Below are 21,496 nucleotides of genomic sequence, written 5' to 3' on the forward strand. Positions count from 1 at the left end.
AAACTAGCTATAAAGATATGATAGACTGCTTTCTAAACCTTGCTTGGGAAAACCTGCTTTAATCAGTGTGCGGCTATCTTTTAAACTGTTTATTAATAAATACTTGCGGCAAATTTAACGACCGCTAATAGGAGGATATAGCTAAGTTTTTATACTTTTATAAAAAAAAGCTTCTGAGAGGCGTTAATTTAACTAAATAGAAACCGCAAATTCTCAGGACAGGCAACTTCTTTTGCCCATAAAAAAAGAAAAAGCTTCCAAAGCCACTTGAAAAAGGGTTTTATTCATAGGAGGTTTATGTAGCTAGGGTGGTGGTACTATTGAGGGTTTAATAGTGAGTGTACATTTGTCAGGCGGGTTTTCCGTGCGCTCCGAGCTTCCGTGGCAAAATACCTTGGTTCGTGGAGACACGAACCAAGGCGAGGACAGATAACCACATGGTTGGCGGCTTACCGAACAATAGTTTTATCAACCTTTTATAATTTCTTTGTTTTGCTCCAGATCGTTTTTAAACTTTTCTGTCCATTCCTTTAAACTCAAAGCCGTTTCCTCTTTTTCATTATCAAATATTATCCAAGCATTTGCATCTGTTGAAAGCTTAACCAATGTAGAGATGTCATCTTCGGTGATGTAGGATTGTCCATATTTCCTTTCTCCATGTATTACCGCGTGCCATAAAGCATATTCTAAATTCTGCATCCAATCTGCAGAATAGCAATTTTCTGAGATTTCACTCATGAATGCAGCCAATCGTAGTTCTTTTTCTGTTAAATCTGATTCCATAAAAAAGTAAATATGGATTAAAGATTTCTCCAATTCGTTGCACTCCAGTCGAAATGACGATTAATTTTATAAACTCTTAAAACTTATTTCTCCGGTAGGCAGCTCAACAGCCTTGCTTTTATGGTTATGATTTACTCGGCAAATGTATCTCAGCCAACATGCATCTTGCGCTGCCGCCACCATTTTTTTCGATCGTGTAAAGTGGTGCATAAATGATTCTGCTATATTGTTCTAATGTAGCAATCTGTTCAGCAGTTAAGGATAAAAAGGCCTGCTCCGACATCACCAATAAACTTTCGTCATCTGCATTGGTAACCTGTAACATGTTACCCGCAAATTTATTCATCTGTTCTAAACTGATTTCAATAATTTCTTTTCCACTGCCTTTTAAACTGATGGTTACATTTAATTTCTCTTCAGGATCTCTGATCGAATCCAGGCAGATTACAGCAAAACGATCGCCAATGCACATCATTACATTGGTATGGTAAATCGGGAAATTTGATCCGTCTACCGCCTGAAAGGCCACTGGTTCATATCCGGTAAGCATGCAGAAATTGTTCAGCACTTCTTCATCGGTGCGCACACTTAAGCAGGCATAAGCAATTTTATTGGTACGATCCAATACCATGCTTCCAGTACCTTCTAAAAACGCATGTTGTTGTTCGTAAAAGCTTAAATCGCTGATGTGGTTAACTTCGAAATTTTCTTTCAAGCCATCCAATATTTCTTTTCTGCGCTCTAACCGGCGGTTTTCAGAGAACATCGGATAAAGATATACTGAGCCATCTTCGTGAAAAGAGACCCAATTGTTCGGGAAAATAGAATCAGGTGTTTCAGGTTGTAAAGTATCATCTACAACCGTTACATCAACATTGTTTTTTCTTAATAAATCAACAAAGGCATCGAACTCTTTTAAGGCTTCTGTTTGCACATTGGTTTCGGTAGATGCAATTTGAAACTTGTTATTTCCGGCCGTTTGCTCATTGAATTTAAAATCAACAGGGCGGATCATGAGGATATGGTTGGTAGATTGCATAAAGGTAAGAGGTATAAGGCATAAGGTAGACCTATGTCGCCTGTTTAATTACTTATTATATTTCTAGTTATGGTTCGATTTGTTATGAAAGATAATTATTTTTCGATTTATGAGAACATTGAATTTTAAAGCATGGGGTTTTAACCCTAAACCCTATACCTTACGCCCTAAACCTCAAATATTGTCTCTTAAAATTGGTAAACTCATACAATGGAAGCCACCACGTGCACGTGATAATTCTGCCGACGGCATTAAAATCAAAGTATCGGTTATGGTTTCGGTATTTACCTTGCCGTTTTCTAAATCCTGGATCAAATCTTTCACATCCACCACATTAAAACCGGCAGCTTTAAAGGCTTCAACGGTTTTATCGTTTCTATCGTAGCCTAAAACAACGCCTTCTTTAATGGCTAAAAGGTTACAAGAGTCAGTCCATTGCTCACGCGAATCGTAAGGGAACTGATTGTTTCCGCTATAAATAATCTGAGTTGGTTCGCTGCTTTTTAAATCGTTCTGGCTTATATCATTTAATAAAGCTTCTACATGTTCGAAATGTTTCGGCTCGCTTGGATTGGCTTTTGTAAACTGAATAGCAGTGGTAGCCTCCAATTTTTCGGGTTCTTTTAAAAAGTTGATCGGCTCGTAAGGATTATATTTGGGCGAATGGGCAATCGAATTCAAAATTACCCAGGTATTTCGTTTAACCTGTGTGAAAACGGTATCCAGGTGCATGTAATCACGTTTGCTCGGTATTTTTACCACTGTAACTTTTTCTACCACATCCTGGTCGAACAATAATTTAATCGCTTCGTTGGCACCATGTTCAGAGGTTCTTTCGCTACAACCGATCAATACGTGTTTTGGGCTTACCATCATCACATCGCCACCTTCTAAAGTGGTACTGAAAGCAGGTTCATCGCCTGGGCGTAAAAAGTGCATGGTTACATCCGGAATTTCGAGAATATTATTGCGGTAGTCCTCAAACAAAGGATGGTTGAAGAAAATATAACGCATTAAAAGTGTTTCGCGTACACGGGCTTTTTTTGCCGGTTTGTTTAACAGGATATGGTTGTTAATCGTTGTGCCTACATCCCTGGTGAAAATTAAATTGGGGATGGGCGCAAAAATCATCATATCGTTGGCCAATGTTCCGGAGATAAAAATCTCGGCTAATTGTTTTGGATCGGTATTCGTTAATTCCAACTGAACTTTATAAGTACAGCCTTCAATCGCACAAACAGCAGCAACCAGTTTTTTACGGATGGATTCGTTCTCCAGCATTTCGCTTAACAGGTTCTGAATCTCGATTACCGATTTAGAATTGTGAAAATCGGGGTGGTTGGGTTTATAAAAATTACGGTTTGATGATTCCGAATCTATATCAGCCAGTTTTCCTTTAATCTTATCAGGATCAAGGAAATACATCAAGAGTTTAATGTAATAATCGTATTCACCTTTACGGATGGTATCTAAATGTACAATATCTTCGAAAAGCCAATCTTGGGCCTTAGAGGGTACTACTTTGCCTAATCCACTATCAGGACTATGTATTAATAATTTACGCAACCTGCCGATTTCGGTGTTTACGCTCACTTTAAAATTGGGGTTCTGCTCGCTCATAAAAAAGTTAGTTATTGCAAATCTATTAGAAAAAATCAGATATGAGAATTGAGATGATAGATTTGAGATAGACTGATGCTTAAAAAGGTTTATTTATTGCATAGAACCAAGATCTCTAAACTATTGGAATTTTTTAGATTCCGAAAGTCCGATGTCCGAAAGTCTGAAGATATAGTTTGAAAGTGGATGGTCTGAAAGCTTGAAGACTAATGATATGTATATTATGGGCATCCTGTCTTCCGACCTCGGACCTCTGACTTTTTTATTGCACAGAACCAACCTCCTTAAACCTTATTGAAGCGGCAGCTCCCGATTTCTTCAATCGGGACTATAGCGGAAAGAAGGACTATCGGAACCAACTGGCACTACGGTAGCTTTCCAAAGCCCTTATAATGATGAAAATTGAAATTTACGCTAAAAAATCTTCGGACTCCGGTCTCCCGACTTCGGACTTTTTTCTCTATTTTTGGCGCATGAATTTTATTATTGCCGAAACACAGAAAGCCATTTTTGAACTTTATAAGGAAGAAGTAGCCGAAAGTGTAATCAACATACAAGAAACCCGTAAAGAATTTGAAGGACAGGCAACAATTGTTGTTTTTCCGGTTACCAAAATTTCGAAAAAATCGCCAGAACAAACTGCCACTGAGATTGGTGAATATTTGGTTGACAACGTAACTGATATTACTAAATTTAATGTGGTTAAAGGATTTTTGAACTTAAGCATTGCCGAAAGTTATTTCTTAAAACAATTTAACGAGGAAATTTTATCGCCTGATTTTGGCGTATATGCACCGAACGGAAAAAAGGTAATGGTAGAATATTCTTCACCAAATACCAATAAACCGCTTCACCTGGGGCACGTGCGCAATAACCTATTGGGTTACTCGGTTTCTGAACTGCTTAAGGCTTACGGTTACGATGTGGTGAAAGTAAACCTGGTTAACGACCGTGGGATCCACATCTGTAAATCGATGCTGGCCTGGCAAAAGTGGGGCAATGGCGAAACACCCGAAAGTACTGGCTTAAAGGGCGATCACCTGGTAGGAAAATACTACGTAATTTTTGATAAAGAATACAAAAAAGAGATTGATGCTTTAAAAGCAGAAGGACAAACAGAAGAAGAAGCCAAGAAAAATGCACCATTGATTAAAGAAGCACAACAAATGCTTTTGAAATGGGAGCAAGGAGATGAGGAAGTAGTTTCGCTTTGGAAAACCATGAACGAATGGGTTTATGCTGGTTTTAATGTAACCTATAAAAACCTTGGGGTAGATTTTGATAAATTCTATTACGAAAGCAATACCTATCTGTTAGGAAAAGGTACGGTTGATGAAGGTTTGGCCAAAGGTGTTTTCTTTAAAAAGGAAGATGGTTCGGTATGGATCGATTTAACCGCCGATGGTTTAGACCAGAAATTAGTTCTGCGTGCTGATGGAACTTCGGTTTACATTACACAGGATTTAGGTACAGCCGAAATGAAACACGACGATTTCAATATGGATGAGTCGATTTATGTGGTAGGAAATGAGCAGGATTATCATTTTAAAGTGTTGTTCCTTATTTTAGAGAAACTGGGTAAAAGCTGGGCAAAAGGTTTATATCATTTATCGTACGGAATGGTCGATTTGCCAAACGGTAAAATGAAAAGCCGCGAGGGAACCGTTGTAGATGCTGACGAGCTGATTGAAAGCATGGTAAGCACCGCCCGCGAAAAAACAGAAGAATTGGGTAAAACCAACGATTTTAGTGAAGCAGACAAAGAAGAACTGTATAAAAATATAGGCCTAGGCGCTTTAAAATATTTCCTTTTAAAAGTTGAGCCTAAGAAACGTTTGTTGTTCAATCCTGCTGAAAGTATCGATTTTCAAGGAAATACAGGTCCATTTATCCAATATACGCATGCAAGGATTAAATCGCTGTTGAGTAAATCTGAGTATAAGTTTGGCGTTGGGAGCTTGGAGTTTGGCGGGATTAGTGAGGTGGAATTGGAAATGATTCTGCAATTGGCAAAATACCCCGCAGAGATTGCTATTGCGGCTAAAGCTTATAGTCCGGCAAGTTTGGCCAACTATTTATACGAACTAGCCAAGCTGTTCAACAAGTTTTACCATGAGGTACCGCCAATTGTAAAAACGGAAGAAGGGGAAGTAAAACAGTTCCGTTTAAACCTGAGTAAAAAAACGGCCGATATCATTCATGCCGGAATGCTGATTTTAGGCATTACTTCGCCAGAGCGAATGTAGGTACTGTTGGCTGAGGCCAACGGTAATGAATTGGGAAGAATTGATTTAAAAATCTAATTAGTGGTTAACGAACTGATTTTACTTTGCCTGGTAGCTTTTGCTGCCGGTTTTATAGATGCTATTGTAGGTGGCGGTGGTTTATTGCAAACTCCCGCCATTTTACTTATTTTACCACATTATCCTGTGGCTACGCTTTTAGGGACTACCAAAATCCCGTCAATGGCAGGTACAACACTAGCCGCTTTCAAATATTCAAAACAGGTTCGTTTTAATTACAAGGTGCTGGCTGCCTGTGTGCTTGCTGCATTTTTAGCTGCATTGTTGGGCGCATTTTTGGTGAGTAGGATCGATAATTCGGTAATTAAACCTGTAATTCTTATTGTACTGATTCTAGTCGCACTTTATACTTACTTTAATAAACAATTTGGTATCCACCAGGAGAAAGACCACTCGCTTAAGCAACAGGTTTTAATGGCTGGTTTATTTGGGATACTGATTGGTTTTTATGATGGTTTAATCGGCCCCGGCACTGGTTCTTTTCTGATTTTGGTTTTTATTGCAGTATTGGGTTTCGATTTTATAGGTGCCAGTGCACATGCCAAAATTGTAAATATGGCCACTAATCTGGCAGCTATTATTTATTTCAGCTCTACAGGGCACATCCTGTTTCAATATGCCATACCAATGGCGCTTTTTAATCTTGCAGGTGCTTTCTTCGGTACAAAACTGGCCTTGCTTAAGGGAAATAAATTTGTCCGTGTATTTTTTCTCATCGTTGTTTTTGGAACAATTCTACGCTTTGCCTATGATATTTTGAAAGCGTATGTCTTATAAATGGAGGAGGTAAAATGCAATAATTTACTGATACGCTTTTACTTTAAATTCTTGGATTACTTTCCTAAGCATTGGTAGGATTTATCAAGAAATTGGGTTACTAGAAAGAGATGATTTGAGGAAAAGTCTTACCATTGACGGAACAGCTAAGACTTTAGGCGACCAAAGAAAAGAAGCAAAAGAACGTTGCTTGGTTAATATTAATCGTTTATTATTTAATAAATTTGCCCACAATAAATAATACACGATGTGTGGTGAAAGAAGCTAATGAAATTATATGAGTATGTAAAAAAGAGGAATGGAGTTCCAATTGGACACCCAAGCTCACTACGAAATAATTTGCAAAGGTCGCTGGGCGCTAAAAATTTTTCTGCTTTTTGGAATTTTAGGAACCCTATTTTCGGATATTATCTTGGAAGAAAAGTCTTCAAACCGCTTAAAGAGATTTTACCTAGTGATTTTGCTTTAATATTGACATTTGTTTTTTGTGGAATGGTTCACGATTTAGTGACAACATTAATCAGGGGCAGGTTGTCATTTTTCTTTTCTGTTTGGTTTATGTTGATGGGAATTGCTGTTATAATTACACAGTTTAGTAAATACGACCTTTCTGAAAAAAAATGGACATACAACGCAGTAATAAACCTTTTAATAATTGGAATTTGTGTATTGATAACAATTTTACTGAATAATTACCTGAAATTTTACTAAAGACGATTAGTGTTGGCATATTTTTTAAATTCAAAGTTTTCTCAACTCCATATTAAAAGTATTGAGCGAAAATATGTATTCCTTAATCTGAATTTAAAACTACCTATAGGCGAATTGTATAAAGATTTTTATCGAAATTTCTAATTGAAATTCAGAGCCTGCTTGAATTTTATTCAATAATAATTTATAGTGGTAATTTGGCCATGTTTTCTGATGTTTCCATTAGCAATTCGTAGTCCCTTCATAGCCTTCTGCCATTGTCGAACCATGCAAAAGTTCCTTCAATAATTCATTTTTTAAAGAGGGGCTTGAATCCTTCTTTTTGCCGTCGGTACGCATTACAATCTGTATCACATAGCTAAAAAGTCTTTTTTACCTGTTCTGAGATTTCTCCCCCTGTAGCTACAATCGCAGTTATCAACCCCACTTATAATAATAGTACACCAATTGCCATTTCGGATATCCTTCAAATAAAAAACTTTGAGAAATTCTTAAATGAAAGTGGGTATACATCAAAGTTTAGATAATTTTGTCATATCTAGGGATTATACCGCTTTCCGGTACCCCGTTTCTCACTTTCAGCAGGTTAATTATTTAATCCTCAAAGAAATTGACGCAGAAATATCGACCTAATTTATTGATGGTAAAATGATTAATTGTTTTTTTGTCGGAATTAGTTGTTTGAAGGAATTATTTACCAATCCAGAAAAAGGCCGTAAAGATGAACGGCCCTGTTAGGTAGGAAATCCAAATTAACCGTTCATGTAATAGTTTAATATCCAGTAGATCTGAAAAACAATAAATGCGGATACGGTAATCATTTGCACCCATTTATTGTCTGTTCTTGCCGCAATTATACAGGCGGTAATATGGATAATTTCCCTGATGGGGTATATCTTTAACATCTCCATGTGATAACCCGGCCCTTTAAGATAAGTATCGAAAGCATCAAACAAAAACAATATTGCCAGGATATAGAAAAACCATTTCTTCCGGGATAAGAAATAGGACCTGAAATCTTTATAATCTTTCATATCCTCTGGAAAAAGTAAAGCCGCCAGGGTATAATAAGTGATTACGTAGATCACTAAAAAGAGATAAATCAAAAAATCCCAATGTTTTATCTCAGTTAAATGAACTTCAAACCACCAGAAATATACCGTACTCAAAAACATGTAAAAAGCCCACAGGAGGTGTACAGTGTATACTTTGAATCGATCGGGGTGCTCAATAATTTTTACTACACCCTTCAATGAGTGTGTTATACTCAGCCCTAAGATAATGCCTAGAACGGTTTTAATGTGGGTAAAGGTTTCCATAGAGATAGATTAATGAGGTTACTTAGACTTTACCAGAGGTAGGCGGTAAGTCCGATACCAAATATCAGGTTATCAAATTTAACTTTTTCAGAGCCATAATCTTTAAAACCATAACTGCCATCAGTATTGATCTGGTCTATGATATCAAGTTTAAAGTCATTGTCTGAATTAAAATAGTTAACATAGGCTTTAATGCCTACATTTCTTTTGATCTGCTTCTGGATTCCTGCACCGGCCGACCAGCTGAACGAACTTTCAGGTTTGTACCGGTAATAAGGCAATTCTTTTAATCCAAAAACCTCCTGAAAATCTTCCTTTAAATTCAGGATAATTTCTCCTTTGGCACCAACAGCAGTACCAGCACCAAATTTTCCTGTTACAAACCAGTTCCGGGCAAGTGGGATGCTAAAATAAGGTCCGGCATGTAAGTAACGGATTCCCATAGGCTGGGTATAATGTCCATCGCTAACCGTAGGTATATCTACGTCATTAAATTTTAAATTGTTATCATTTATAGGAAAACTTGTAAATGCAAATTCCCCACCAATCCCGAAATTGCGGCTAAAAAACCATGCCCCTTCTAAACCGAAGTTAAACCCTCCTCTGGCAAAAAGATCTTCAGATTTTGCTGTCAGGTCTTTACTAATGGCCTGGGCATAACCTAATTTCAATTCCATAAAACTAGGTTTAAGATGTACAGGTACCGGATTGTTGGTTAATTTTATATGTTCTCCCTTACCTTTAAAAATCTTATCTGCCACAATATAACCAAGTTCGGTAGAAAGAATACCAATTCCTGCACCTGCAAGAACATCAGAAATCCAATGGCGGTTGTTCAGCTCTCTGCCCACAGCTGTTGCAGTAGCAGCTGTGTAAGCGCCTACGCTATAGAGTGGGGAGCGGAATTGGCCATATTCTTTATGCAAAAATGTGGCGTTCATAAATGAATTGGCTGTATGACCGGAAGGAAAAGAATTTCTTGAGCTTCCATCAGGGCGCTCTACCTTAGCAGTATATTTAACTGTGTTTACTACTGAGGCCATAATTACTGCAGAAAAGGCATAGGAAACCAGTGCCCTGCCCATCTTATTTTTTCCCTTTACTCCGGCAGCATTTAATCCAAAAACAGTGGCTACTGGTGCGTATTGCAGATAATCATCATAGTGGTGCCTGAAGGTAAGAAGGTACCGGTTCCGGAAACTACGTACCTCTTTCCTGATTCCCCATGTAGCCGCACTTCCTGCAAGCAAAAGCGCTGGTACTGCAGCAATCCTTGTTGGCTTAGAATTCCAGAAGTTATTTTTAATGATAACCGAGTCTATTACCTCAATCTTCTGTGCGTGTAGGTTTGGGAAAATAAAAAGGATATTGAGGAACATAACCCAAAAAATAGTTCCCTCCTTTGTTAGGTAAAAGTTTCTTGATTGCATCTTAATTTATCTGATTATTAAAGATAAAAAAAAAATTAATTATGCTTTTTGATTAATAGGTGGTTTTTTATCGGGGATTGCTAATGGGAATATTTACTTACTTCAAAATCAATCTTGCAATCTCTGGTCTGTGATAGTTAGTATATGAAAGCCAGTTTATCTGTAGAAGCTAAACATATTCGGCCTGAAAATGTTATCACTTTATCAGCTGAATTGTTATGCAAGAAAATAAAGAGCAAGATAATTTTGAGAAACGGTTCAAAGAATGTGATGATAAGTTCAACGCAATATTTAAACTCACCAGTGTGGCCTCAAAGATCATCCGGTCAGACCTGACCATCTTAAAGGTGAATAAGGCCCTTTGCGAACTGTTAGGCTATCCTCCAGAGCAAATCGAGGGGACAAAAATTCTGGATCACGCCTGTGAAGAACATATCGTACATTGGCACCGCCTTCAGGAAGAGATCTGGTCTAGGCAGGTCCCGTTCTTCAAGTTGCAGGCCTGCCTCTACCGAAGAGACCGTAGCCGCGTATGGGTTGATGTGACTACGATTCTCTATAACGATCAGGGAGAAACCTTCGGATTTACTGTACTGGACGATATTTCCGGAATGAAACAGCTTGAGGAGAGCCACAAGCGTCTGAATCTTGCCCTAAAGTATACCGGTACAGCTATCTGGGAACTGGACCTTGAGACAAAAGAAGTTTTCCGTTCCCGCGACCACGATGAAATCTTTGGTTACCCACAAAGGCAAGAACATTGGAGCCTGGAAAGTTATTACCCACATATATCAGCAAATGATCTCCCGGTGTTTAAGGAGGCTTTAAATAATATTCAAACTGATGGCGGCGTAGATGTGCAGGTCAGAATAAATAGAGCAGATAGCAAGCTTCAGTGGCTGAATATAAAGGGAAAAACGGAAACCAACAAAGAGGGTAAAGCTGTGAAACTGGTCGGTGTTATTAACGATATCACCAACGACAAAATTATAGAAAGGCATAAAGACGATTTCATAAGTATTGCCAGTCATGAGCTGAAGACCCCGGTTACCAGCTTAAAAGGATCAGTGCAAATGTTGCAACGGGACGCGAACCGGCAATCTGACCGTACCAAGCGATTGGTTGCGCAGGCGAGCAGGGGCATAAACCGGATCTCATTGATAATAGACGATCTGCTAAATGCCGGTAAAAATTATCGGGATCAGATAGAACTACGGAAAACGAACTTCAACCTGTTTCAGCTGGTACAGGAAATAGTAGAACTGTTTGCTTCCACCGAGGTCCCGGCAGTAACGATAACAGGGAAAGGAGATCTCATGGTATATGCCGACTCAGAGCGGATCGGCCGGGTACTTACTAACCTGATCAGTAATGCAGTCAAATATGCTCCTGGCACTACAGAGATAAAAGTTGAGCTCATTGATAATGAAACTTACGTTAAAATCTCCGTTATCGATAAGGGCCCTGGGATTGTTGCAGAAAAGATCCCCTTGCTGTTCGATCGGTATTACCAGGCCGATGAGCAGCAGCAGCAATACTCAGGACTTGGGCTGGGCCTGTTTATCTGCGCCAATATCGTCCGCAAACATGGCGGAGAAATCGGCATTGAAAGCGTACCTGGCGAGCGCACCAGCTTTTGGTTCACCCTGCCAAAATCAACAGGCAGTTAGCCGAAATCACGGTATTCATTGATAAAGCGATCATAAATTACCCACATCAAAAGATTGATGCTTCAACGGATAAGTTAACAACTGATTTTTACGGCTATTTATTTGTCGAATGGACTAATTAGAATTACTTTCCGATACAGAAAGTCGTTATTTTGGTAGTGGTATTTCATCGCCATGCGTACCAGAGCTATTAATGCCAAGATCTTATAACCTTTTACAGCCAAAAAAAGCTAAATAGCTTTTCGTTTCACTTTCTGAGCGGAAGCCCTGATCGCATTTGTGGGAGGGGCTTTTTCGCGGCGCTTTAAGTGATGGATGAAGGAATTGATGATCTGGGAACGCTTTAAAATATTAGATAGTCGGAAGCTATCGCGGATAACCTTGCCATAGGATTATATATGATATATTTGTATTTTGCTGGCCGTTGACGAAAAAAATGATCAGCCCAAAGGGAGTCGGGTCTTAAGGCTAATGCATTGGATAACCAGAAATACTCAAAATGAAACGATCAATAACGTCAACTGCAATCTGTTTATTTCTCACGATTTTTGGCTGTGGTGGGGATAGGTATAATAATAAATCCTTAACTATTAGTCTGTTAAAGCGATGTCTGTGCCGGTAGAGAATATTCAGGCTACCAAAGAGCAGATGGAAAGGCGGAAAAGATCGGAGGAGGTCGAACAGGCAAACTTCTGATCGGCACCAATCAAGGTAAAATAGTGATTTCCCCAAAAAGAAACCATATTCATGTAGCTAGCATTAAATGACCTGTTGGCATTAAGACGGGCTAAAGTTAGTTGGAGCCTGAAGATTTCTGAAGGCCATTGTTGCACAAGAATATGCTTCAAGATAACCGGAAACAGAAGCTGGAAAGCACAAAATGCGTGGTTGAGCTATACAATACATTATCTCATTTCATGTTTTTCAACCATTTCATTCCTTCTTCTGCCTGGTCAAAAAAGACTATTTCGGCACTCTTTTCATCATTTTCTATGCTTTTCATCGCTGACAGCTGACTGAAGGCGCTTTTGGATAAAATCCACGCAAAAAAACGCAATCCGGCGAGTTCCATCAGGGGCAACCAGACTTTTGCTGCCCAGTCAGAGGCCTCCGACCAGGTTCCGGGAACCAGTCTGTTGTCATTAAAGACTTTGCTGCAGCCGTTGTTTTTTAAATAGTCAATCATTAGTGATCCCCCATGTTTTACCGAATGCATATCCTGATAGCCTGTCCATTCCACATACATGATTCCTGAGGCAGCGGGGCATGATATGGTTAAATGCCGGTCTTTGTAATAGCTGTCTGTATAGATGTCCGGTTGTATAGACTGATCTTGTATCAATGGGAGTTTAAACGAGAAAACCGAGCCCTGCCCAGGCTCGCTCTCTATCCAGAAACTTCCTCCATGGCGTTTAATGATATCTGCTGAAATAAACAGTCCCAGTCCAAGCCCTTCAAACTTCGTGGAAGTATTATCTGCCCGGTAATACCGCTCAAATAATCTGTTTAAACTCTTTTGTTCGATACCGATCCCGTAGTCGGTTACCGAAACGATTATGTTGTCATCAACAATATTGGTCCTGATATTCACTTTGTCCGCTGCCGGAGAGTATTTGACGGCGTTGGAGACGAAGTTCTGTATGACCTGTTCCAGCCTGAAGCGGTCGCCTTTATAGGTTACTCCGTTTTCCTGCTCCACGATAAGCCGGTGAGTGGGATATATCTCCCTCATTCCCTCAACAGTATCCTCCAGCATATCTGAAAAGCTGAACAATGCTAAATCAAGGATCATTCGGCCTGCATTGATTTTGCTCACATCGAGCAGGTCCTGGATCAGTTTTTCCAGCCTGTTCAATTGTCCGGCAGTACGCTGTAGATAATTTTTTGCCGGGTCCTTGTCTACTAATCTTAAAAGTAGCTGGTAATAACCTTTAATGGAAGTAAGAGGGGTTTTGAGCTCATGGCTTGCAATGGATATGAATTCGTCTTTACGGGATTCATTGATTTTCTGATCCTGTATATTTGTGTTGGTTCCTACCCAGATTTCGGGCTTTCCTTTTTGCCTTACCATTCTGGCGCGGGCTAAATGCCAGTAGTATTTGCCATCGGAAAAAAGCAGGCGGAATTCGACCGTATACTCATCGCCGCTTTCAAGTGATGCTTTCCATTGGCCTATGCTTTCGGCTAAGTCATCCTGATGGACAAATGCTGTCCATCCCAGGTTTAAGATTGTTTCCTGGTTATGTCCAAAATCCCGGCAGACGATCTCGTTTACGTAATCAATCTCACCGGCCCTGTTGGCAGTCCAGACCTGCTGAGGGATCGCGTTGAGTAATAGTGCGGATGATGGTTGCCTGTATTGTGATGTAAGCTTATTTTTCTTGTGCAATTTAGCATCCTCGCTGATACGGCCGGTTTCTGAATTCATATCCAAATTTAGTTAATTGAAATAGATAATTATGGTGCGTGCATGATATAAGATGAGCGGATTAAGAGATGAAATTGCTTTTTAAATGTTATCTTATATTCTGCTTTTTCCGGTCAAATTAATGATAAAGGCTTGTTTTGTTCGAACGCTGCTATTGTGAAAAGGGAGGTTCAACTATTATAATCCTCTAAACAGTGTTAACGGTAGATTGTTTGATGGGGTTTAGAGTGGGATTTCGGATACCGGAGGTTTTAACCTCTAATCTGCACCAAGATATCCGTCATGCGTTGTTTTTTAAACTGAAATTTTATTGTAATTAAAATAAAACCTGTATTAGCTGCTGATTATCAATAATACAGCAGAAATAATCACTGATTTAGCAATTCCGAAACCGATTTTATTTTCGGTTAATATTTATAGTCTTTTATTCTTACAGGTTTTCCTGTGTTTGCAGATTTATATATGGCTTCCATAATAATTTGATCACGTAGCCCTTCTTCACCTGGTGTATTGGGCGCTCTTTTTGTCAGGATGCACTGCGAGAAGTGGTCCATTTCCGCTGCGAACTGATTTGGCTCAGAAAGACTAATCTTTTCCTCGATTTCTTCTTCACCGTCAGCCCTTGAGGTACTCAGTTGTTGGCCCTTATAGGCAAATGCCCTATCCATGAACATCCAGCCCCTTTCGGCATGTATACGCAGGGTTTTTATCTCTCTTACTTTATAATGGGCCATGCAGCTTGCAATAAGTCCTTCCCTAAATTTCATCTGCCAGGAGATGAGCTCTTCTGTGTCTTTAAAAAGCGGGTCTTCCGGGGTCGAATACTGATAGGCAAATACTTCTGTTGGTTCCTTTTGCAGGATAAAACGTATTGTGTTTAAACAGTAGATTCCTATGTCCGGCAGTGCCCCACCACCAGCAAGTTTAGCTTGGTGTCTCCAATGTTCCGGGTTAGCGCTGCTCTGTCCGTTTGCCGCTTCAATGTACCTTACCTCGCCGAACCGATTCTTACTTACCATTTCTTTAAGTTTGAGGGTATGAGGCTGGAAATGCATTCTATAGGCGATCATCAGTTTTACCTTTGCTTTGTTGCAGGCAGTTATCATCTTCCGGCACTCCGTGGATGAATTAGCCATAGGTTTTTCACAGAGGATGTGTTTTCCCGCCCGTGCACCGCGGATTGTAAATTCCATGTGCATGCTGTTAGGCAGGATAATATAGATTACCTTCACATCCGGGTTATCTCTTAGTTCATCGAAACATTCGTAGGTATAGCAGCAGCTTGGGCTTATGCCATATTGCAGCGCTACCTTTTCCATTTTTTTATTATCGCCACTCACCAGCGCGGCAAGACGGCTAAATTTGCAATTGAATAAGGCCGGAATAACTTCTTCAAGTGCTAAGTGGCCCAGGCCTACAACGGCATATCCTATCCGTTCATTTTCCGGTAAGGGGGAAAAAGGCGGAGGAGTTGATTTATCGGCACTTGATTTCCATTTTTCAAGCTTAACCGGTTTATTCGTATTTTTTGCTTTATCCATGGCTGCAGTGTTCTTGTCGTTTATTACAACCATTTAGATTTGATAAGGTTTGTCTTTTGCTGCTAATACCAGGAGGAAATTAACTAAGATATTGGTAATATCAAGACAGGAAACTGTAAGTGCTTGGTGCGAAGCTGGCAGTGTAAACAGTAATAAAGATTAAATTTTGGAAAATCTAAGTACTTTTGAAGAATCACCTTTAACCACTAAAAAAATGCTCAGATACATCACTTTTAGCATCTCAATTGCCATCATCTCCTGGATAGTTGGCCTAACAATAAATGCCCTTTTAGTTAAAACCAGCTTTTATCAAAAAAAACTTGCGAAGTTAACCATTATCAGGAATCCAGATTTCAGTAAAAGAATCGGACTAGGAATATTTCTCTGGATCGTTCAAAATTCATTCTTTAAGTATTTTAATCCCAAACTTTCTATAAAAAAGAAAATTAAGATAAGCGAATTGGATAATCTCCGTTATGAAATGACCATCGCAGAAGTCGGCCATTTAATTGCATTCCTCTTTGTGATGATCTTTGCAATGGTAAAAGTATTTAACGGTCAGTTTTTATTTGCCTTGATTATGATGGTCATAAATATTTTGCTGAATTTATACCCGTCCTTGTTGCAACAGGAAAACAAAAAAAGAATCGATCAGTTCAAAATTAAACTTCGTTCACGACCATCAGCTGGCTAATATCAAAAAAGATTATCTGCATCATAAGCTGAGCAAGCTGTTTAAATATGATTCTTTTTTCATTTGTTTTTTTTCAATAGCAGTAGCAACGTGATTAAAGCATCTATTTAAAACATACACGCAGGATATCTGTTAGGCTTCTGTACAGTGTGATCAAAAGGCTATGAACGAAGAGAAAAAACAAAAGGCAATTGCCTTGATAAAACAGGGGCTGGAAACCGTACTGGAACGGGAATATACGGAGATTGCTGAAATTCCTGTGGACGATGAGGATATGGTCCAGGTGAAATACAGCTTTGTACACGATGGGGTGGAAGGCATATTTACGGTGGTTGGTCAAAGCCAGCATAACGTGGAGGGTACAGATGAAGGCTTACTGAGGCTTTCCCTTTTCAGCCAGTTCGATGAAGATTCCAGTCATTACCAGTCGATGACCGCGAAGGACCAGGTAGATAATGATCTTTTGAATGTAGAAGAATACCTCCACAGGCATATTAACGAGGGCTAATTTATCTGGTCTGGATTGCGGTTTTGGTAGCTTTGGGTATACTGATCAAACTGGTTGTATAAAGTTAGCTAGGGTTTTTATATTTTTGGGGATGGGCTTATCCTCGAATGCGATTGTTATTGAAGATTATTCTCTACATTGGAACCTAGAGTTTGAGCAATTGTCAAAGATATTTGCCGACAGAATAGGTAATCTTGCAGTGTCGATAGAGCATGTGGGCAGTACTGCCGTTCCCGGTCTTGTGCAAAACCAGTGATCGATATTGATATCGTGGTTGATTCGGTATCCCAGTTAAACAAAATTATACCCCATCTAGTCGGGCTTGGGTACCAATATCTGGGAGAAGTAGCCGTTCCAGACCGCTTTGTCTTTCGTCCGCCTTCCAAAGCTGTTCCAAATGATGGGGCTGGGCGTTTATGGCTAAAGCACCATTTGTATTGCTGTATAAAGGGAAGTGCCGCGTTAAGAAACCATCTCCTTTTACGTTATGCGCTCAGAAAAGACGAATCGCTAATAAATGCATATGCTTCATTGAAAAGAACCCTCGCAGAGACGGCTAATAATATAGATGGATATGTAATGGGAAAGACAAGTTTTTATAACAAAAATCCTTGCCGAACAAGGTATGTCAAATGAGGAATTACAAGCCATTGTGGAACAGAATAAAACTGTAATATCATTAGCTAAAGACTGAGCAGATAGGCGTGAAATCCCTTGTTGATCACTAACATTTTACTTATCAATAATTTTAGAAAAACCTCCAATTTCGACCAATTCATCTACGAAATGGTTCGAATTACGCACCCTTGCCGACAGGAAGATGGTCCGTTTACCGGATTAGGTTGGCGCTAATATCGCTCAGGCTTTTTTTAGGGGTGTAAGGTACTCTTCAAGCAGTTCGGCACACCTCTCAACCGTTGCAGACACGATTTCTTCCGGTGAACCGGAAAATTGATCCGTTCTGAAAAGAGGTGGTTCCCATGTTTACAGGCATAGATGGACATCGTGCCTACCGGCTTTTCCGGTGTTTCGCTCCCGCCGGGGCAGGTCAGGCCCGTAATGCCGATATGGATACTTGCCGGGATTATCTGCGAAAGGCCAAGAGTGATCGCCTTAGTGACTTCCATGGATTCTGGGGTGAATTCTTTAATAAGGGAATGGGCAACCTTCAACAGGTCTTCTTTTAGGATGGCATCGTAGCAGGCAATGCCGCCTTTCAGGAAGTCTCCTGCATCCTCAGCCATCGAAAATTCTGCCGTAAGCCGGCCAGCAGTCGCACGCTCTGCAAAGGCTATGGTCAGCTGCTGTGCGATGAGCATTTTGCCTACCCGGTTGATCCTGTTAACTGTTGTCCCCATCTGGTTTGTATAAATGCTATGCGCCAAAGCTGTCCCTATAGTTCTTTAGGTATTTTTTGAGCAGTATCCTCGCCTGGTGGATGTGTGTTTTTACCGTTCCTAAAGGAATACCTAGTTCGGCTGAAATTTCCGCATATTTGTAACCTTCAAAATAACGCTGAAAGGGAGTACTATAAGCTGTAGGAATGCTATCAAGCGCTTTTTGGATGTCGCCCATCAGAAATTTAGATTCCGAAGCATTATGTGCAGCGCTTTTCAGTAGGTGTACACTGGTTAGGTCTTCCTCTGTACTAATAAGATCCTGTTTTTTCTGTTCTTTTCGATAGTTGTTGATGTAGGTATTGCGCATGATCACATAAAGCCAGCCCTTGATATTGGTACCCCGGTCAAAATTCCCGCAGAAGCGGATACCTTTAAGCAGGGTGTCCTGCACAAGATCCTTTGCCTCGTCATCGTCTCTTGTGAAGCGCATCGCATGTAAATGGAGGGACGATGAATGCCGGTCTGCTACTAAGCTAAATTCTTTTTTGTCCATGGTATGTTTAGGTTAGATTTTCGATAAGAATGTTTAACAATCCAAGGTTGCTTTTGGTTTGTGGCCTGGAAAAATTATCGGAAAACTACCGTATTTCTACGATGGGAATCTGGGGTTTTTGGTGCCGTCTGGTAGTTTAGCCACCATTGAGTTTTCTTTTGCCTTTTGCTACTGGTTTTTTGACAGCGGTTTTTCGGATGCCTGCATTTTTTTTAGCTGCATTCGCTTCGGCAGAATCAATGGAGTGCGACCGGTGGATGTCATCTTCCTGTTCTGCAACATCGGAAAGCTTTTGGTAATATTGATGTAGGGCATCAAGCTCTCCTTCATTGAGGTCCTCGATGTCGACCATGCGGTTACTGGCAAAACGGCTGGCCGCCAATAGTTCATTGAGTTTGAGCTGGATGGCCTTGGAATCTTTGTTCTGGGTTTTCTGTATCAGAAATACCATCAAAAATGTGATGATCGTTGTACCGGTATTGATGACCAGCTGCCAGGTGTCCGAGAAATTGAAAATCGGTCCACTTATTCCCCAGACCAATATAATGCTAAAAGCAATGATGAAGGCGGGAAGGCTTCCTGTCCAACAGGTAATCGCATTTGATGCGCGCTCAAAAAAATTCTGTTTTTCCATTTTGGCTTTTTTAACTTTAGCTTATTACAATTGCCAGGTACAAAAAGTTTGTAATATTCCGGTAACCCATCTCGGTTGACGGGCGGAGTGCCCCGTTATAAAGGCGATCATTGAGGTTACTGATTCCTGTTAAGAATGTTTTTTACGGAACAATCTTCCAAACATTACTGTTCAATTAGATAAACAGGCTGGATGTTCTGCTCCTGATTTAGACCGGATCGTTATACTTATTGGCATTTTTGAGGAGAAGCAGGAAGACTGCGTGAAAGTTGTGCCCAACCCCCCCCCTGACATGGTTAAACTTTAGATTTTTCCTAAAGTTATGGATCAGGCAAAAGAAAGCCAGGTGGCACAGTTAGCAAATATCAATAGACTCTTTTGAAGGTCCAAAGATCAGGAATAAAACTTCGCTCAAAAACAATTGCGGTTATTAAAGGTTATTATGTAAAATGGTTAGGATATGGCGAAAAAGGTTTATATACTCGAAGATGATCCGGGGATCAGCGAAATTATAGAGATAATCCTTGAAGAGGAAAAATATGAGGTATTTACCTTTTCAAGCATTTACGAATTTATGTCAAAGGATAAACATGAGCAGGCTGACTTGTTTCTGCTCGATATCAGACTGCCCGATGGCAATGGAATAAACGTTTGTGAAATGCTGAAGAAAAACCAAGGGACCGAAAAAATACCAGTCCTGATGATGAGTGCCCATTCTAGTAAAAGAGAGGTGGAGCTTTCTTGCGGTGCACAGGGCTTTATTGCCAAGCCATTTGACATATATCGCCTGGTGAAACAGGTTGACCATGCTATTCAGCAAAATTAGTTAGATGCAGTAATCTTGGACAAAAAAATGTTGGCTGATACTAAAATTAGCTATAGTTGAAATATTGTTTATGGCGGTTAAATATTGATTTGACCGGAGATGAAGTCAAACTGCAACTGCTTGAAAATATTTATCGGTTTCAGGTCTAAAGAGCCTATAAAATAAATTGGACATGCAATGTCTTTCTTACATCCACCTATCCTTGCAGGAATGCCGGTTCGCCTACTTTGGCCTTTTGCGGCACCTTCCTGATCAATGAAAAAATGGTTTTGAGGTCAAATGGCTTTTTAAGATAGCCGTCAAAGCCAAATTCAGCCGCGTCGCGCTCAATGTCACTGTTGCAGCTCATTGCGATAACGGGTAGCTGCGGGAAATTTTCTTTAATCAGTTTTAACATAGGGATAGCCGTATGGCCATTAATATGATAATCGAGTAAGACGATATCCGGACGGAAGGTTTCAAGTTGTTCCAGCGTGGTGTTATCTAGCCTGTCGATTGCAAAGACTCTGAATCCCTCTGACATTAAGGCAAAAGAGATAACTTCCATGATGTCGCGATCGTTGTCCTGAACGAATACGTTAACCATCTTTAATCCTTTCTGTTTATTTACAGCGTAGTGTTTGATTATCTAAATTTACGAAAAAAAATTATCACATCAAAGCAATAACGAGGCGATCAATGTACGGCTATTTTTCCATAACAAAATAATAGACATTGAACCGCTAACGCACCTAGGGCGAAATATTTTCTGTGCGGCTTTGGCCCCGCCGGGAATTCCCCTGTTCAAGGGTTGTAATCTGATGTCGTTAAGCGTTTTTTAGACCGGCGAATCGGGAAAGAAAGAATTATCTTTCGAATATAGCTCTGAATGGTTTCTAGAGGGAATGGCAGAAGGGGAAATCGAATAGTGTTGAGCTAACCGTGTCGAAAATGAATCTTTGACGTGTTCTTAGCTGTTGACAAATAACTGTGGTTTTCCAAGGCTGATTATTCTTGATTAACCCCGTTATAGATTTTGATGGCTAAATTGAAAAATATTTTCATTGATTTTCAGGCGCTTATTCTCAGGGTGTTGATAATGTGCGTTATCTGTCTATTTTTGCGATATGACCGTAACCGTACTGGCGATTTTAGAAACAGATTTTAAGCCCGAAAAAGCATTGGCGAAAGTAATGAACGACCGTTTGATCTGTACAGCGAAGGAACTTCGGGAGGTGCATTTTAAGCCTTTGTCAGGCAGGGGATTTTCAGACGATGATCTGGTTGTCTACATCAGTTACAACCCGAAATACAAGATCCGCTTCCGGATCGTGAATGATG

General features: G+C 39.9%; 19 protein-coding genes and 1 pseudogene. 9 read left to right on the forward strand and 11 right to left on the reverse strand.

Annotation, left to right across the window (positions count from 1 at the left end; genetic code table 11):
• Positions 1 to 468: 468 nt before the first annotated feature.
• The 3 genes from EYS08_RS24785 to EYS08_RS24795 all read right to left on the reverse strand — a co-directional run bounded on the left by EYS08_RS24785 (position 469) and on the right by EYS08_RS24795 (position 3,442).
• A complete protein-coding gene (locus tag EYS08_RS24785; protein WP_131032583.1) occupies positions 469 to 783 on the reverse strand; it encodes a hypothetical protein in 315 nt (104 codons plus the stop codon).
• A 124-nt stretch (positions 784 to 907) separates the two neighbouring features.
• A complete protein-coding gene (gene ctlX, locus EYS08_RS24790; protein ID WP_131032584.1) occupies positions 908 to 1,822 on the reverse strand; it encodes a citrulline utilization hydrolase CtlX in 915 nt (304 codons plus the stop codon).
• Positions 1,823 to 1,996: 174 nt separating this feature from the next.
• The gene (locus EYS08_RS24795; protein WP_131032585.1) at positions 1,997 to 3,442 is read right to left on the reverse strand and encodes an arginine deiminase family protein; all 1,446 of its coding nucleotides are present in this window, start codon (positions 3,440 to 3,442) and stop codon (positions 1,997 to 1,999) included.
• 473 nt (positions 3,443 to 3,915) lie between these two features.
• On the opposite strand from EYS08_RS24795, the gene argS reads away from it, so the two are divergent.
• The 3 genes from argS to EYS08_RS24810 all read left to right on the forward strand — a co-directional run bounded on the left by argS (position 3,916) and on the right by EYS08_RS24810 (position 7,233).
• Positions 3,916 to 5,688, forward strand: coding sequence for an arginine--tRNA ligase (argS, locus tag EYS08_RS24800; protein WP_131032586.1), 1,773 nt, complete (start codon positions 3,916 to 3,918; stop codon positions 5,686 to 5,688).
• Positions 5,689 to 5,748: 60 nt separating this feature from the next.
• Positions 5,749 to 6,522 carry a sulfite exporter TauE/SafE family protein gene (locus EYS08_RS24805; RefSeq protein ID WP_131032587.1) on the forward strand — a complete coding sequence of 258 codons (774 nt, stop codon included), beginning with the start codon at positions 5,749 to 5,751 and terminating at the stop codon, positions 6,520 to 6,522.
• Positions 6,523 to 6,789: 267 nt separating this feature from the next.
• Positions 6,790 to 7,233: an MBOAT family O-acyltransferase gene (locus EYS08_RS24810; protein ID WP_131032588.1), complete on the forward strand. Its 444-nt coding sequence runs from the start codon at positions 6,790 to 6,792 to the stop codon at positions 7,231 to 7,233.
• A 752-nt stretch (positions 7,234 to 7,985) separates the two neighbouring features.
• On the opposite strand, the gene EYS08_RS24815 is transcribed toward EYS08_RS24810, so the two are convergent.
• On the reverse strand, positions 7,986 to 8,552 hold the full coding sequence (locus EYS08_RS24815; protein ID WP_131032589.1) for a hypothetical protein: 567 nt from the start codon (positions 8,550 to 8,552) through the stop codon (positions 7,986 to 7,988).
• Positions 8,553 to 8,581: 29 nt separating this feature from the next.
• Positions 8,582 to 9,931, reverse strand: a complete 1,350-nt coding sequence (locus EYS08_RS24820; RefSeq protein ID WP_165456554.1) for a phosphatase PAP2 family protein — start codon at positions 9,929 to 9,931, stop codon at positions 8,582 to 8,584.
• A 269-nt stretch (positions 9,932 to 10,200) separates the two neighbouring features.
• Here EYS08_RS24820 and EYS08_RS24825 point away from each other — a divergent pair, with 269 nt between their 5' ends.
• Positions 10,201 to 11,652 carry a PAS domain-containing sensor histidine kinase gene (locus EYS08_RS24825; RefSeq protein ID WP_131032591.1) on the forward strand — a complete coding sequence of 484 codons (1,452 nt, stop codon included), beginning with the start codon at positions 10,201 to 10,203 and terminating at the stop codon, positions 11,650 to 11,652.
• A gap of 910 nt (positions 11,653 to 12,562) precedes the next feature.
• Here the strand turns inward: EYS08_RS24825 and EYS08_RS24830 are convergent.
• On the reverse strand, positions 12,563 to 14,080 hold the full coding sequence (locus EYS08_RS24830) for a sensor histidine kinase (RefSeq protein ID WP_131032592.1): 1,518 nt from the start codon (positions 14,078 to 14,080) through the stop codon (positions 12,563 to 12,565).
• Positions 14,081 to 14,487: 407 nt separating this feature from the next.
• Positions 14,488 to 15,654 (reverse strand): Gfo/Idh/MocA family protein, encoded by a 1,167-nt coding sequence (locus EYS08_RS24835; RefSeq protein ID WP_131032593.1) that lies wholly within the window; start codon positions 15,652 to 15,654, stop codon positions 14,488 to 14,490.
• A gap of 133 nt (positions 15,655 to 15,787) precedes the next feature.
• On the opposite strand from EYS08_RS24835, the gene EYS08_RS24840 reads away from it, so the two are divergent.
• From EYS08_RS24840 to EYS08_RS26725, 3 genes and pseudogenes are all read left to right on the forward strand, one after another.
• A complete protein-coding gene (locus EYS08_RS24840) occupies positions 15,788 to 16,315 on the forward strand; it encodes a glycosyl-4,4'-diaponeurosporenoate acyltransferase CrtO family protein (RefSeq protein WP_208745948.1) in 528 nt (175 codons plus the stop codon).
• 163 nt (positions 16,316 to 16,478) lie between these two features.
• Positions 16,479 to 16,823: a hypothetical protein gene (locus tag EYS08_RS24845; protein WP_131032594.1), complete on the forward strand. Its 345-nt coding sequence runs from the start codon at positions 16,479 to 16,481 to the stop codon at positions 16,821 to 16,823.
• 91 nt (positions 16,824 to 16,914) lie between these two features.
• Positions 16,915 to 17,459: pseudogene (locus EYS08_RS26725) on the forward strand (GrpB family protein).
• A 233-nt stretch (positions 17,460 to 17,692) separates the two neighbouring features.
• Here the strand turns inward: EYS08_RS26725 and EYS08_RS24860 are convergent.
• The 3 genes from EYS08_RS24860 to EYS08_RS24870 form a co-directional block, all read right to left on the reverse strand.
• Entirely contained in the window at positions 17,693 to 18,181 is a 489-nt protein-coding gene (locus EYS08_RS24860) for a CinA family protein (protein ID WP_244216042.1), read from the reverse strand.
• 16 nt (positions 18,182 to 18,197) lie between these two features.
• The gene (locus EYS08_RS24865; protein ID WP_131032597.1) at positions 18,198 to 18,716 is read right to left on the reverse strand and encodes an RNA polymerase sigma factor; all 519 of its coding nucleotides are present in this window, start codon (positions 18,714 to 18,716) and stop codon (positions 18,198 to 18,200) included.
• A 136-nt stretch (positions 18,717 to 18,852) separates the two neighbouring features.
• Positions 18,853 to 19,350 carry a low affinity iron permease family protein gene (locus EYS08_RS24870; RefSeq protein ID WP_131032598.1) on the reverse strand — a complete coding sequence of 166 codons (498 nt, stop codon included), beginning with the start codon at positions 19,348 to 19,350 and terminating at the stop codon, positions 18,853 to 18,855.
• Between the two features lie 460 nt (positions 19,351 to 19,810).
• Between EYS08_RS24870 and EYS08_RS24875 the strand changes: the two genes are divergently transcribed.
• Positions 19,811 to 20,176 (forward strand): response regulator, encoded by a 366-nt coding sequence (locus EYS08_RS24875; protein WP_131032599.1) that lies wholly within the window; start codon positions 19,811 to 19,813, stop codon positions 20,174 to 20,176.
• A gap of 196 nt (positions 20,177 to 20,372) precedes the next feature.
• On the opposite strand, the gene EYS08_RS24880 is transcribed toward EYS08_RS24875, so the two are convergent.
• Positions 20,373 to 20,762, reverse strand: a complete 390-nt coding sequence (locus EYS08_RS24880) for a response regulator (protein WP_131032600.1) — start codon at positions 20,760 to 20,762, stop codon at positions 20,373 to 20,375.
• A gap of 520 nt (positions 20,763 to 21,282) precedes the next feature.
• Here EYS08_RS24880 and EYS08_RS24885 point away from each other — a divergent pair.
• Positions 21,283 to 21,496: hypothetical protein (locus tag EYS08_RS24885; RefSeq protein ID WP_131032601.1), on the forward strand; the 214-nt coding region annotated here is incomplete at its 3' end.

The sequence above is a fragment of the Pedobacter kyonggii genome (genome assembly GCF_004310665.1).
Taxonomy (GTDB): domain Bacteria; phylum Bacteroidota; class Bacteroidia; order Sphingobacteriales; family Sphingobacteriaceae; genus Pedobacter; species Pedobacter kyonggii.

Coding starts and splice junctions, on each gene's coding strand:
- EYS08_RS24815 (WP_131032589.1), bottom strand. CDS start 8,552: ATGGAAACCTTTACCCACATTAAAACCGTTCTAGGCATTATCTTAGGG.
- EYS08_RS24870 (WP_131032598.1), bottom strand. CDS start 19,350: ATGGAAAAACAGAATTTTTTTGAGCGCGCATCAAATGCGATTACCTGT.
- EYS08_RS24810 (WP_131032588.1), top strand. CDS start 6,790: ATGAAATTATATGAGTATGTAAAAAAGAGGAATGGAGTTCCAATTGGA.
- EYS08_RS24825 (WP_131032591.1), top strand. CDS start 10,201: ATGCAAGAAAATAAAGAGCAAGATAATTTTGAGAAACGGTTCAAAGAA.
- EYS08_RS24865 (WP_131032597.1), bottom strand. CDS start 18,716: ATGGACAAAAAAGAATTTAGCTTAGTAGCAGACCGGCATTCATCGTCC.
- argS (WP_131032586.1), top strand. CDS start 3,916: ATGAATTTTATTATTGCCGAAACACAGAAAGCCATTTTTGAACTTTAT.
- EYS08_RS24845 (WP_131032594.1), top strand. CDS start 16,479: ATGAACGAAGAGAAAAAACAAAAGGCAATTGCCTTGATAAAACAGGGG.
- EYS08_RS24795 (WP_131032585.1), bottom strand. CDS start 3,442: ATGAGCGAGCAGAACCCCAATTTTAAAGTGAGCGTAAACACCGAAATC.
- EYS08_RS24860 (WP_244216042.1), bottom strand. CDS start 18,181: ATGGGGACAACAGTTAACAGGATCAACCGGGTAGGCAAAATGCTCATC.
- EYS08_RS24830 (WP_131032592.1), bottom strand. CDS start 14,080: ATGAATTCAGAAACCGGCCGTATCAGCGAGGATGCTAAATTGCACAAG.
- EYS08_RS24835 (WP_131032593.1), bottom strand. CDS start 15,654: ATGGTTGTAATAAACGACAAGAACACTGCAGCCATGGATAAAGCAAAA.
- EYS08_RS24880 (WP_131032600.1), bottom strand. CDS start 20,762: ATGGTTAACGTATTCGTTCAGGACAACGATCGCGACATCATGGAAGTT.
- ctlX (WP_131032584.1), bottom strand. CDS start 1,822: ATGCAATCTACCAACCATATCCTCATGATCCGCCCTGTTGATTTTAAA.
- EYS08_RS24785 (WP_131032583.1), bottom strand. CDS start 783: ATGGAATCAGATTTAACAGAAAAAGAACTACGATTGGCTGCATTCATG.
- EYS08_RS24820 (WP_165456554.1), bottom strand. CDS start 9,931: ATGTTCCTCAATATCCTTTTTATTTTCCCAAACCTACACGCACAGAAG.
- EYS08_RS24875 (WP_131032599.1), top strand. CDS start 19,811: ATGGCGAAAAAGGTTTATATACTCGAAGATGATCCGGGGATCAGCGAA.